Annotated in this window: 7 protein-coding genes and 2 pseudogenes; 4 read left to right on the top strand and 5 right to left on the bottom strand. The window is 69.5% G+C overall.

The window, feature by feature from the left end:
* The first annotated feature begins 18 nt into the window (after positions 1 to 18).
* The 3 genes from ppsA to H0I39_RS14750 are packed head-to-tail and all read left to right on the top strand — an operon-like array spanning position 19 to position 4,784.
* A complete protein-coding gene (gene ppsA / locus H0I39_RS14740) occupies positions 19 to 2,409 on the top strand; it encodes a phosphoenolpyruvate synthase (protein WP_180551007.1) in 2,391 nt (796 codons plus the stop codon).
* Between the two features lie 16 nt (positions 2,410 to 2,425).
* Positions 2,426 to 2,692: a DUF4212 domain-containing protein gene (locus tag H0I39_RS14745; RefSeq protein ID WP_180551008.1), complete on the top strand. Its 267-nt coding sequence runs from the start codon at positions 2,426 to 2,428 to the stop codon at positions 2,690 to 2,692.
* Between the two features lies 1 nt (position 2,693).
* A complete protein-coding gene (locus H0I39_RS14750) occupies positions 2,694 to 4,784 on the top strand; it encodes a VC_2705 family sodium/solute symporter (RefSeq protein WP_257645809.1) in 2,091 nt (696 codons plus the stop codon).
* A gap of 1,143 nt (positions 4,785 to 5,927) precedes the next feature.
* Here the strand turns inward: H0I39_RS14750 and H0I39_RS14755 are convergent.
* The 5 genes and pseudogenes from H0I39_RS14755 to H0I39_RS14770 form a co-directional block, all read right to left on the bottom strand.
* Positions 5,928 to 7,777: pseudogene (locus tag H0I39_RS14755) on the bottom strand (ABC transporter ATP-binding protein).
* Between the two features lie 63 nt (positions 7,778 to 7,840).
* Positions 7,841 to 8,122, bottom strand: coding sequence for a hypothetical protein (locus H0I39_RS14760; RefSeq protein WP_257645810.1), 282 nt, complete (start codon positions 8,120 to 8,122; stop codon positions 7,841 to 7,843).
* A gap of 227 nt (positions 8,123 to 8,349) precedes the next feature.
* Complete coding sequence (locus tag H0I39_RS23435; RefSeq protein ID WP_307776823.1) at positions 8,350 to 10,071, bottom strand: DNA methyltransferase; 1,722 nt, start codon at positions 10,069 to 10,071, stop codon at positions 8,350 to 8,352.
* Positions 10,072 to 10,141: 70 nt separating this feature from the next.
* Positions 10,142 to 11,488: pseudogene (locus H0I39_RS14765) on the bottom strand (DNA methyltransferase); the annotation flags it as partial.
* Positions 11,489 to 11,531: 43 nt separating this feature from the next.
* A complete protein-coding gene (locus H0I39_RS14770) occupies positions 11,532 to 12,053 on the bottom strand; it encodes a DNA-3-methyladenine glycosylase (protein ID WP_373368307.1) in 522 nt (173 codons plus the stop codon).
* A 125-nt stretch (positions 12,054 to 12,178) separates the two neighbouring features.
* Between H0I39_RS14770 and acuI the strand changes: the two genes are divergently transcribed.
* Complete coding sequence (acuI, locus tag H0I39_RS14775) at positions 12,179 to 13,165, top strand: acrylyl-CoA reductase (NADPH) (RefSeq protein WP_180551010.1); 987 nt, start codon at positions 12,179 to 12,181, stop codon at positions 13,163 to 13,165.
* Positions 13,166 to 13,385: the final 220 nt, after the last annotated feature.

The raw sequence follows: 13,385 nt of genomic DNA on the forward strand, positions 1-13,385 counted from the left end.
AAACTTAGGAGCTTTCCCATGTCTGCACTGTTCGAGCCGACCGCCCTGGTCGTGCCTTTCGAGAAACTGAGGATGACCGACGTCGAGGCCGTTGGCGGCAAGAACGCCAGCCTCGGCGAGATGATCAGCCAGCTGCCGCAGGGCGTGCGCGTGCCCACCGGCTTCGCCACCACGGCGCATGCGTTCCGCCAGTTCCTGGCGCACGACGGCCTGGCCGAGCGCATCAGCCAGCGCCTGGCCACGCTCGACATCGACGACGTGCGCGCCCTGGCCGAAGCCGGCGCCGAAATCCGCGGCTGGATGGAGGCGCAGCCCTTCCCGGCCGATCTGGAGCAGGCCATCCGCGATGCCTTCGCCACGCTGCAGGGCGGCAACGCCGAGGCCAGCTTCGCCGTACGCTCGTCCGCCACGGCCGAGGACCTGCCCGACGCCTCCTTCGCCGGCCAGCAGGAGACCTTTCTCAACGTCGTCGGCATCGAGCAGGTGCTGCACAAGATGAAAGAGGTGTTCGCCAGCCTGTACAACGACCGCGCCATCAGCTACCGCGTGCACAAGGGCTTCGCGCACGACGTGGTGGCCCTGTCGGCGGGCGTGCAGCGCATGGTGCGCTCCGACCTGGGCGCGGCCGGCGTCATGTTCACCATCGACACCGAGAGCGGGTTCGACCAGGTGGTCTTCATCACCAGCAGCTACGGCCTGGGCGAGACGGTGGTGCAGGGCGCCGTGAACCCCGACGAGTTCTACGTGCACAAGCCCATGCTGCAGGCCGGCAAGAAGGCGCTGATCCGCCGCAACCTCGGCAGCAAGCTGATTCAGATGGTGTTCGCTACGCCCGAGGAGAAAGCCGCCGATGGCAAGCTGGTCAAGACCATCGACGTGCCCACCGAGCAGCGCAACCGCTATTCGCTGACCGACGACGACGTGCTGGAGCTGGCGCGCTACGCCCTGGTGATCGAGCAGCACTACGGCCGCCCCATGGACATCGAATGGGGCAAGGACGGCGGCGACGGCCAGCTCTACATCCTGCAGGCGCGCCCCGAGACGGTGAAGAGCCAGCAGCAGGGCAAGACCGAGCACCGCTACAAGCTCAAGAGCAGCGGTGCCGTGCTGGCCGAGGGTCGGGCCATCGGCCAGAAGATCGGCACCGGCCCGGTGCGGCTGGTCAACGACATCAGCCAGATGGACAGCGTGCAGCCCGGCGACGTGCTGGTCACCGACATGACCGACCCCAACTGGGAGCCGGTGATGAAGCGCGCCAGCGCCATCGTCACCAACCGCGGCGGGCGCACCTGCCACGCCGCCATCATCGCGCGCGAGCTGGGTATCCCCGCCGTGGTGGGCTGCGGCGATGCCACCCACAAGCTGAAGGACGGCACCCTGGTCACCGTCAGCTGCGCCGAGGGCGACACCGGCCACATCTACGACGGCCTGCTGGAAACCGAAGTCACCGAGGTGCAGCGCGGCGCCATGCCGCCCATCGGCGTGAAGATCATGATGAACGTGGGCAACCCGCAACTGGCCTTCGACTTCGCCCAGCTGCCCAACGAGGGCGTGGGCCTGGCGCGGCTGGAGTTCATCATCAACAACAACATCGGCGTGCACCCCAAGGCCATCCTCGACTACCCGAATGTGGATGCCGACCTGAAGAAAGCGGTGGAGAGCGTGGCCCGTGGCCACGCCAGTCCCCGCGCCTTCTATGTCGACAAGGTGGCCGAGGGCGTGGCCACCATTGCCGCCGCCTTCTGGCCCAAGCCGGTCATCGTGCGCCTGTCCGACTTCAAGAGCAACGAATACCGCAAGCTGATCGGTGGCAGCCGCTACGAGCCGGAAGAAGAAAACCCCATGCTGGGCTTTCGCGGTGCCGCGCGCTACATCAGCGACGACTTCCGCGAAGCCTTCGCCATGGAATGCGAGGCCCTCAAGCGCGTGCGCGACGAGATGGGCCTGACCAATGTGCAGGTCATGGTGCCCTTCGTGCGCACCCTGGGCCAGGCCGAGCGCGTCACGCAGCTGCTGGCCGACCAGGGCCTGGCGCGCGGCCAGAACGACCTCAAGGTGGTGATGATGTGCGAGGTGCCCAGCAACGCCATCCTGGCCGACGAGTTCCTGCAGTTCTTCGACGGCTTCTCCATCGGCTCCAACGACCTGACCCAGCTCACCCTGGGCCTCGACCGCGACAGCGGCATGGAGCTGCTGGCCGCCGACTTCGACGAGCGCGACCCCGCCGTCAAGGCCATGCTGAAGCGCGCCATCTCGGCCTGCAAGGCGCAGGGCAAGTACGTCGGCATCTGCGGCCAGGGCCCCAGCGACCACCCCGACTTCGCGCGCTGGCTGGCCGACGAGGGCATCGCCTCGATCTCGCTCAACCCCGACAGCGTGATCGAGACCTGGACCCTGCTCGCGCAGTGAACGCCCGCCGCTGACCATGCCCGAGCCGCCGGTTGCCATCGAGAAGGAAGCCGGCGGCGCGTGGCGCATGCGTGCCGCGCTGCTGGTGGTGTGGGCGCTGGCGTCGTTCGGCGTGGCGTTCTTCGCCCGCGACCTGGACCAGGTGCTGGCCGGCTGGCCGCTCAACTACTGGCTGGCGGCGCAGGGCGCGGTGCTGGTGTTCATGGGCATCGTGGTGCTCTACGCCTGGTGGATGAACCGCGTCGAGGCCCGGCAAGCCGCGGCCGAGCGAAAGGACGGCTGAATTGGCCGACCCGACGCGCGCCTACGAGTGGCGGCTGCACCGCCACCTGGGGCTGTTCGTGGTCGGCTTCGTCGCCTTCCTGCTGCTGATGGCCTGGGCCGAGCGTGCCGGCCTGTCGCGCGGCTGGATCGGGCCGATCTTCCTATTCCTGTCGGTCATGGTGTATGCCGTCATCGGCATCTACGCGCGCACCACCGACCCGGAGGACTTCTACGTCGCCGGCCGCCGCGTGCCCGCCATGTACAACGGCATGGCCACCGCGGCCGACTGGATGAGCGCCGCCTCCTTCATCAGCCTGGCCGGCGCGCTGTACCTGCAGGGCTTCGGCGGCACCGCGGCGCAGCCGGGCGGGCTGGCCTACGTGCTGGGGTGGACGGGCGGCTTCTGCCTCGTCGGCCTGCTGATCGCGCCGCGCCTGCGCGCCATGCAGCTCTACACCGTGCCCGATTTCTTCGCCGTGCGCTTCGGCGGCCGCTGGCCGCGCCTGCTGGCGGCGCTGGGCGCCGTGGCGTGCTCGTTCATGTACGTGGTGGCGCAGATCTACGGCGTCGGCCTCATCGCCTCGCGCCTGACCGGCGTGCAGTTCGAGATCGGCATCCTGCTCGGCCTGGGCGGCATTCTGCTGTGCAGCTTTCTGGGCGGCATGCGCGCCATCACCTGGACGCAGGTGGTGCAGTACATCGTGCTGCTGCTGGCCTTCCTGATCCCGGTGTCGTGGCTGGCCTACAAGCAGCTCGGCACGCCGATGGCGCCGCTGGCCTTCGGCGAGCAGCTGCTCAAGATCGAGCGGCTGGAGACCCAGCTCATCGCCTCGCCGGCCGAGCAGCAGGTGCGCGCCATCCACCTGCAGCGCGCCAGCGAGTTCGCCGCGCGCCTGCAGAACCCCGCCGAATCGCTGGCGCGCGAGCGCGACCTGCTGGAAGAACGCATCCGCCTGCTGCGCGCGCAGGGGGCCGACTTCACCCTGGTGATGCAGGCGCGGCGCGAACTGGCGCACCTGCCGCGCGACGAAGCCAGCGCGCGCGAGCAGTGGACCCGAGCCATGCACGAGTCGCTGGAGCGCACCGAGCCGCTGGGCGGCCTGCCACGGCACACCCAGGCCTTCGCGGGAGACCCGCGCGGCACGTCGGAAGAGCGGGCCGAGTTCCAGCAGTCGCGGCTCAACTTCCTGGCGCTGATGTTCTGCCTGATGGTCGGCACCGCCAGCCTGCCGCACCTGCTCACGCGCTTCTACACCACGCCCAGCGTGGCCGACACGCGGCGCTCGGTGGCGTGGTCGCTGGGCTTCATCTCGCTGCTGTACCTCACCACGCCGGCGCTGGCCGCGCTGGTGAAGTACGAGGTCATGCAAGGCCTGGTCGGCAGCAGCTTCGACCAGCTGCCGCACTGGATCGCGCAGTGGGCGCGCGTCGACCCCGGCCTGATCTCGGTGCAGGACATCAATGGCGACGGCGTGCTGCAGTTCGGCGAAATCCGCCTGGCCGCCGACATGATCATGCTGGCCACGCCCGAACTGGGCGGGTTGCCCTACGTGGTGTCGGGCCTGGTGGCGGCCGGCGGGCTGGCGGCGGCGCTGTCCACCGCCGATGGCCTGCTGCTCACCATCAGCAACGCGCTGGTGCACGACACGGCGCCCATCCGCAACGGCGTGGTGCGCGTGTCCGACAACCGCGTCATCCTGACCAAGTTCGCCCTGCTGGCCGTGGCCATGCTGGCGGCGGCGGTGGCGGCGCTCAAGCCGGCCGAGATCATCTGGCTGGTCACCGCCTCGTTCTCGCTGGCCGCGGCCACCTTCTTCCCGGCGCTGGTCATGGGCCTGTTCTGGTGCGGCACCACGCGGCGCGGCGTGGTGGCCGGCATGCTGGCGGGCGCCGGGCTCACCCTGGGCTACATGCTGCTGGCCAGCCCCGCCTGGCGCGCCTGGTGGGGCCTGCCACCGGGCGGGCTGTGGTGGGGCATCCACCCGGTGTCGGCCGGCTTCTTCGGCGTGCCGGCGGGCTTCGCGGCGATTGCGCTGGTGTCGTGGTTCGACCGTGGGGCGCGGGTAAGGGGCGAGCGGGGCGATGCCGGCGTGGCGGGTGGCTCGCTTTAACTGGGAGTATCGGTTGTTAGCGCTTGTTTGACGGGCGCTAGCGGGTATCTATAAGGGAGTATATGGCGGCGCCGTGGCTGCCGGGGCGCCGCGCTGCTCCATCCCTGTGGGAGCGGGCTTGCCCGCGATGGCGGCGTTCCTGCTTCCGGCCAGCGCGCTATCGCGGGCAAGCCCGCTCCCACAAAGAGAGGGGAGCCGGGTCGGGCAATGACCGATGCGGCCGAGGTGTCTGCCGCGCGTGCATCCGTCGCTTGGTCTTGACTCCCTCCCCGCTGGGGGAGGGCTGGGGTGGGGGCGCGGCGGTGGTTTGCAGGCTGCGGTGCGCTGGCCCCCATCCCAACCTTCCCCCAGCGGGGAAGGGGCTTTCACGCGCCATCTGTCAGATCGTTCTCTCCATGCGGGCTTTTGTGGGAGCGGGCTTGCCCGCGATGGCGGCGTTCCTGCCCCCAGCCATCGCCCTATCGCGGGCAAGCCCGCTACTACAAAGAGAGGGAGCCGGGCCGCGGGATGGCCGATGCGGCCGAGGTGGCGTCCGCGCCAGCATCCGTCGCAGGGTTTGACTCCCTCCCCGCTGGGGGAGGGCAGGGGTGGGGGCGCGGCGGTGGTTTGCAGGCTGCGGTGCGCTGGCCCCCATCCCAACCTTCCCCCAGCGGGGAAGGGGCTTTCACGCGCCATCTGTCAGATCGTTCTCTCCATGCGGGCTTGTGTGGGAGCGGGCTTGCCCGCGATGACGGCGTTCCTGCCCCCAGCCATCGCCCTATCGCGGGCAAGCCCGCTACTACAAAGAGAGGGGAGCCGGGCCGCGGGATGGCCGATGCGGCCGAGGTGGCGTCCGCGCCAGCATCCGTCGCAGGGTTTGACTCCCTCCCCGCTGGGGAGGGCAGGGGTGGGGGCGCGGCGGTGGTTTGCAGGCTGCGGTGCGCTGGCCCCCATCCCAACCTTCCCCCAGCGGGGAAGGGGCTTTCACGCGCCATCTGTCAGATCGTTCTCTCCATGCGGGCTTGTGTGGGAGCGGGCTTGCCCGCGATGACGGCGTTCCTGCCCCCAGCCATCGCCCTATCGCGGGCAAGCCCGCTCCTACAAAGAGAGGGAACAGCGCCGCGCAATGACCGATGCGGCCAAGGTGCCGCCCGCGCCCAGCGCTCACCCCGGCACCGCGTCGTCCACCTGTTCGCCCAGAAAGCCGCCGCTTTGCCGCGCCCACAGCCCGGCGTACAGGCCGCCGCGCGCCAGCAGTTCGGCGTGCGTGCCCTGCTCCACGATGCGGCCGCGGTCCAGCACGATCAGCCGGTCGAGCGCGGCGATGGTCGACAGCCGGTGCGCGATGGCGATCACCGTCTTGCCCTTCATCAGCTCGTACAGGCTGGCCTGGATGGCCGCCTCCACCTCGCTGTCGAGCGCGCTGGTGGCCTCGTCCAGCAGCAGGATGGGCGCGTCCTTCAGCATCACGCGGGCAATCGCCACGCGCTGGCGCTGGCCGCCGCTCAGCTTCACGCCGCGCTCACCCACATGGGCGTCGTAGCCGGTGCGGCCCTGCAGGTCGGTCAGGTGCTGGATGAAATCGTGCGCCTCGGCGCGCGTGGCGGCGGCCACCAGTTCGGCCTCGCTCGCATCGGGGCGGCCGTACAGGATGTTGTCGCGCATCGCCCGGTGCAGCAGTGAGGTGTCCTGCGTCACCATGCCGATGTGCTGGCGCAGGCTGTCCTGCGTGACCCGCGCGATGTCCTGCCCGTCGATCAAGATGCGCCCGCCCTGCACGTCGTGAAAGCGCAGCAGCAGGTTCACCAGCGTGGATTTGCCCGCGCCGCTGCGGCCAATCAGGCCGATCTTCTCGCCAGGGCGAATCGTCAGGTTCAGCTTGTCGATCACCGCCTGGCTGCCGTCGCGGTACAGAAAGGTCACGTCCTCGAACCGCACCTCGCCGCGCGTCACCACCAGCGGCTTCGCATCGGGCGCGTCCACCACCGCGCGCGGGCGCGCCAGCGTGTTGATGCCGTCCTGGATGGTGCCCACGCTCTCGAACAGGCTGGTCATCTCCCACATCACCCAGTGGCTCATGCCCGACAGGCGCAGCGCCATCGCCGTCACCGCCGCCACCGCGCCCGTGCCCACCTGGCCGATGGACCACAGCCACAGCGCCGTGCCGCAGGCGCCCATGATCAGCGCCACGATCAGCGCGTGGTTCAGCGTCTCGAACAGGCTCACCAGCCGCATCTGCGCGTAGCCCGTGGCGCGAAAGTCCTCCATCGCCGCGCGGGCAAAGTGCGCCTCGCGCCGCGTGTGCGAGAACAGCTTCACGGTGGCGATGTTGGTGTAGGCGTCGGTGATGCGCCCCGTCATCACGCTGCGCGCATCGGCCTGCGCGCGGCTCACCGCGCCCAGGCGCGGCACGAACCACCAGCACGCCAGCCCGTAGGCAATGGCCCACAGCCCGAACGGCAGCATCAGCCAGCCGTCGAAACCCGCCGCCAGCACCAGGATGGTGAGCATGTACACGCCCATGCCGATCACCACGTCGGTGGTGGTGAAGATCATGTCGCGCACCGCCAGCGCCGTCTGCATGATCTTGGTGGTGATGCGGCCGGCAAACTCGTCGGCGTAGAAGGCCATGCTCTGGCCCAGCATCAGGCGGTGAAAGTTCCAGCGCAGCCGCAGCGGAAAGTTGATCGCCAGCACCTGGTGCTTGACGATGGTTTGCAGCGCCACCAGCCCGATCGACGCCACCAGCACCCCCGCCAGCAGCCACAGCGTGCCGCCGCGCGCCGCCCACAGCTGGCCCGGCGCCACGCTGCCCAGCCAGTCCACCACGTGGCCCAGCAGGGCGAACAGCAGCGCGTCGTAAACCGACGTGCCCGCCGACAGCAGCGCCATCAGCGCCACATGGCCGCGCAGGCCCGTGGTAGCGCTCCACACGAAAGCCAGGAAGCCCTTGGGGGCAGTCCTGGCTCCGGGTCGGGGTAGGGCGGAAGAAGTTTTTCGAAATAGCCGAGCAAGGCCGCTGCGCGCAATCAAAGGACGCCGGCGCGCGCGCCGTGCGGGCTGCGCGCGTGGGTTCCTTATTTCTGGATGACGATCTTGCCCGTCTTCAGGTACTCGTCGAACTCCACCACCGGAATGGCGGCGTTCATTGGCTGGCCGTCCTCCTGCCAGCTCATCACCAGGCTTTGCGGCGCGCGCTCCAGCGTCAGCTGGTAATCGGGCTCGATGGTGATCAGCGGGCCGTCGCCGGCGCGAAACTCCAGCCGCCCCGGCGCCTTGGCGCGCGCCGTCTGGCCCGGCTGCAGGCCGTCCTGGCCGGGCACGTAGTCCAGCTTGTCGGGGTTGGTCACTGTGGTCATGCGTGTGCTCCAGAGGTTGCGGCCCCGCAAAGGGCGATCCCGCCCATTGTGCCTGCGCGCGTGGCGCCGCCGTGTAGGACGGTGCTGCGGCCGCCCGCGGGCGCTGCCCAGTCACGTCAAGCGCAGGGCATCGGGCGCAGATGATGGTGGAGTATGCATGCTCAGCGCCCGACGGACGGGCGCTAGCGGCCAGGTAGTTGGGGAGTATATGGTCTTGCCAACCCCGCTCAAGCCCCGCTGCCAGCCCGCGCCAGGTTCAGCGCCAGCAGGCGGCGCAGGATTTCGTCGTCGGGCATCTGCGGCGTGTAGTCGGCCCAGCCGTAGGCGGCGGCCACGGCGGCGTCGAGCTGCTCGTGCGCCTGCGCCAGCCAGGCGGGGCGCTGGTTGTAGAGGTTGGTCAGGGTGCGTTTTGCAGCGCCTTGGCGTCGGCCTCGGGCAGGCCGGGGCGCGGCTCGATGCGGTCGGGGTAGGGCGAAGCGGCCAGGCCCAGCGGCACCACCTCGGGCACCTTCACCGTCCACTCGGGCGGGTTCAGCCAGTTCTGGCGCAGCGCATCCAGCCGGTGCGCGGCCTCGGCAATGGCGCTGGCGTGGGCCTTGCTTGCTTTGGTTTCGATAGCCGCCGGCGCTTGCCCTGCCGGGGCTGGCGCCGTTTTTGGCTTGAATCCGCAGCCGCCGCCGGCGCCCCAGCCCGGCCGGAATGCGGGCGCCGCTGGGCAGCGCCTCGGTCTGCTGGTGCGCCGTGTCGGCGGGCGTCAGGCCGGCGGGGAAGGGGAAGGTTTCGAAGCAGGTGGTGGGGGTGTAGCGCGGGTCGTTGCCCACGCCCAGCCAGGTGCACATGCGCAGCGACCAGAGTTCGTGGAAGCGGCTGTGCAGGATGCCGAAGGTGGTGTCGTCGGCGCGGGCGACTATGCACGTCGCATGACTCGGCAGAACATTGCAACTGAACCATACCCACACGCGATGCTTTGCGACGATCGATGTTGCGAAGAAGCGCGAGACAGATGTCAGGGCCGTACGCATATCTGGCGCTGCGCGCGCGTGAAGCCACCAGCGCCGACGTTCGGCCTCATTGCGTACTGCCGCCTTTTCAGGCTTAACTATCCGCAAGATGTGTTCGTAAGGCAGTTCAAACAGTGCAGCGTCACTCTCTTTCGTGTCGACACCAAAATCAACGATCCAAGTATCTGACGGCCGTCGCACGATGTCGGCGCCGTTGATCCATTGTTTGACGACTTCAGCGTTGCTTCGGCCGTTTGGATTGGGTTTCCCGAGCCACGATCTCGCAAGTTCACCCGGAACGTCGAACGAAGCTTTCTTGGACGTGCCGACGAAGCAGGCGTTCAAGTTGGGCAGTAGCGTCTTTGCAGATGTCAAATCCACTGCGGATTTGGCCGACTGATAACCAGTCAAGTCCGAGTGAATGGCTTCAGATGGTTGGCCGTTCAGTTGGACCGGTTGCCCAGCCTCCCCAAACGCCACCAACGACACCCGCACCGCCGCGCCGTCGTTCACCCACGGCTCGTCGCTCCACGCATCGAAGATGCGGCTGCTCTTGACGATGGCGTCGAGCACGGCGCGGTTCTTGCCGCCTCGGATGGAGTTGGTTGCTACAAATCCCGCAGCAGTCAGCGCTTGACTGACAAGCGCTGCACGCGCTTTTTCGAACCAGTAGCAGACGAAGTCGGCGCCGCCGGGCACGCGGCCGGCGTAGGTCTTGCGCAGCGTTTCGGTATAGGCATCGCCCAGCTCGCCGCGCATCTTCTTGTCGCCAATGAAGGGCGGGTTGCCGATGACGACGCTGGCGGCGGGCCAGGGGCTTCGGTGGCGGGCTGGCTCCCTCGCCCCTCTGGGGAGAGGGTGGGGGTGAGGGGCGGGGCGGTGGCTGGCTGGGCGGGCGTGCCCCACCCGGCCCTCCCCAGCGGGGAGGGAGGAATTGCAGCAGCGCATCGCGGCATTCGATCTGCTCCAGCGGCTCGAGCACGGGGTTGGTCTTGGGCGGGTAGCCGTGGGCGATGCGCCATTGAATCTCGCCGATCCAGATGCTGACGCGGGCCAGTTCGGCGGCGTATTCGTTCAGCTCGATGCCGAGCACGTTGTGCGGGCCGGTGACCAGATCCTGCTCGCGGTCGAGGCCCAGGTCGGCGGCCTGGGTGATGGTGAGCAGTTCGACGTCTTTCAGCGCCTTCAGGCCCAGGAACAGGAAGTTGCCGCTGCCGCAGGCGGGGTCGAGGATGCGGAAGGCGCGCAGTTCTTCGAGCCACAGCACGAAGCGGGCGTGGGCCTTGCGGTGGGCGGCGTCGCCGTGTTTCTTGATTTTGGCCGTTTGCGCCCGCAGCTCCTGCGCGGTCAGCTCCCATTTTTGCAGCAAGGGGCGGGTGACGACGGGCTCGACGATGCGGGCGATGGTGGCCGGGTCGGTGTAGTGGGCGCCCAGCTGGCTGCGCTTGGCGGGGTCGAGCCCGCGCTCGAACAGGGTGCCGAAGATGGAGACGTCGATGGCGGACCAGTTGAGGGCGGCGGCGTTGCGCAGCTCGGTGATGTCGACGATTTCGAGCCGGGGCACGTCGATGCGCTGGAACAGGCCGCCGTTGAACCAGGGGATGTCGTCCGGCCCGTACAGGCCGCCGCCCTGCATGGTGGCGAACAGGCTTTGCAGGCCGGTGGTGAGGCGGCCTGAGGTGAGCTGGCGGTTGCCGACGAGGCGCTCGAACATGCGGCCGGGCAGCAGGCCCACGTCTTCGGCGAAGAAGCAGAACAGGCACTGGGTGAGGAAGTGGGCCACGGTTTCGGCATCGTTGCCGCGGCTGCGCAGTTGCTCGGCCAGGGTGGCAAAGCTGCGGGCGGCGGCTTCGGTGATGTCGCGCGTGGTTTTCTGCGGGCGAAAGCTTTCGGGGTCGAGCCAGACGCGGCGCAGCAGGCTTTGGGTGGCGGGCTGGTCGAGCTGGTCGATGCGGACGGTGTGCTGCTCGCTGGGGTGGCCGTTGAACTGGGTGTGGATGCGGATGACGAGGCGGTCGCACACCACCAGCAGGGGCGGGTTGCTGAGGGCCAGGCTGTATTGCTGCAGCTGGCGCAGGGCGGCGTCGAGGTTCTTGGCCGGCGCCTTGTTCTCCCACGCGAAGCGGTTGCGCCAGTACACGTCGGCGTAGCCGCGCGCTTCGCCCAGCAGCAGGGTGTGCTGTTCGAACACGTAGTCTTCGCCGGGCACGGCGCCGGGCTCGGGCACGCCGAGCAGGCGACACAGGTCGATGAAGTGGGGCTGGGCGCCGGCGCGTTCGCTTAAGGAGTGGGCGGGGCCGCCGGGGCCCCATTTGGCGATGAAGTCGGCGGGGGTCATGCGGGGCCTTGCTGCATGGCGGGGCATGGTAGCAAAGGGGCGGCGCGGGGCGCTCGCCGTGCAACAGGCCTCAGAACCGGCGGCTGAGGTAGCGCGAACCGGCCAGGCCGAAGCGCCAGGGCGTGTCGACGGCCTTGCTGATGCCGATGCGCGGGCCGGTGAGCACGTCGACCGGGGTGCCGGGCGGGGCGCCGAGCACGCTGAAGGGCGGCGCATCGAGCGGCAGGCCGTAGTGCGCCAGCGTGATGCCCAGCGCCTGGCCCACGCGGCCGGGGCCGGCGCACAGCAGGCGCTCGTCGTGCAGCCCGCGGCGCGCGCGCATGGCGGGCAGTCCGTGGGTGGGCTGCAGGGCGCGGATCAGCACGCCGGCGCCGTGGCCGGCCTCGCGGCAGACGAAGTTGAGGCACCAGTGGATGCCATAGCTGCGGTACACGTAGGCGTGGCCGGGCGGGCCGAACATGGCGCGGTTGCGCGCGGTGGGGCCGCCGAAGGTGTGCGAGGCGGCGTCGGCCATGTCGTAGGCCTCGGTCTCGACGATGGTGCCGCCCACGCCGTCGACCAGCAGCGTGGCGCCGATGAGCGCGTGCGCCACGGCGGGGGCGTCGGCGGCGAAATCGGCAGGGCGCAGGGGCGGGGCATGACGCCTTGGAGTCTAGGCCCGTCGGGTGCGCGGCTTATAGTCGTTCGCAATTCACCGCACTGACGAGGAGACCACTGATGTTCAAAGCCCTGCTGCTGACCAAGACCGAACCCGGCGCGCCGCACTGCGCCGTGACCGAGCTGGACGACGCCCAACTGCCCGCCGGCGAGGTGCTGGTGCAGGTGAGCCATTCCACCCTGAACTACAAGGACGGCCTGGCCATTACCGGCAAGGCGCCGGTGGTGCGCACCTGGCCCATGGTGCCGGGCATCGACTTTGCGGGTACGGTGCTGGAATCGAGCGACGCGCGCTACCGCGTGGGCGACGGCGTGGTGCTGAACGGCTGGGGCGTGGGCGAGGCGCACTGGGGCGGGCTGGCGCAGAAGGCGCGCGTGAAGGCCGACTGGCTGGTGCCGCTGCCGGCGGGCATGGCGCCCAGCCAGGCCATGGCCATCGGCACCGCCGGCTACACCGCCATGCTGTGCGTGATGGCGCTGCAGCAACACGGCGTGACGCCCGAGCAAGGCCCGGTGCTGGTGACGGGCGGCAACGGCGGCGTGGGCAGCATCGCCATTGCGCTGCTGTCGCGCCTGGGCTTCACGGTGCATGCATCGACGGGGCGGCTGCACGAGGCCGAGCATTTGAAGGCGCTGGGCGCCACTGAGCTGGTGGACCGCGCCACGCTGAACGCGCCCGGCAAGCCGCTGCAGAAGGAGCGCTGGGCCGCCGCCGTGGACAGCGTGGGCAGCCACACGCTTGCCAACGTGTGCGCCAGCATCCAGTACGGCGGCGTGGTGGCGGCCTGCGGGCTGGCGCAGGGCATGGATTTTCCGGCCACGGTGGCGCCGTTCATCCTGCGCGGGGTGACGCTGGCGGGCGTGGACAGCGTGATGGCGCCCTACGTGCGCCGCGCCAAGGCGTGGGAGCGCCTGGCGCGCGAACTGCCGGCCGAGGCGCTGGCCGCCAACACCGAAACCATCGCCCTGGCCGACGCGCCCGCCGTGGCCGCCCGCCTGCTGGCCGGGCAGGTGCGCGGGCGGGTGGTGGTGGATGTGAACGCCTGATGCTGCTGCGCGTGCAAAAGAGGGCTTGATCCTCGAGCCGTCCCGGATGCCGCGCGGACCGCATCCGCGGTGTGGGAGCGGGCTTGCCCGCGATGGCGGCGTCCGCGCTCCCGGTCATCGCCCTATCGCGGGCAAGCCCGCTCCCACAACGCTGGCTGAGAGGGGCGGCCAGTCACGAAAGACAGCAGCTTGCGCGATGCGATGACGAAACGACCTCGCT

This window comes from Ottowia beijingensis, assembly GCF_013423955.1.
Taxonomy (GTDB): domain Bacteria; phylum Pseudomonadota; class Gammaproteobacteria; order Burkholderiales; family Burkholderiaceae_C; genus Ottowia; species Ottowia beijingensis.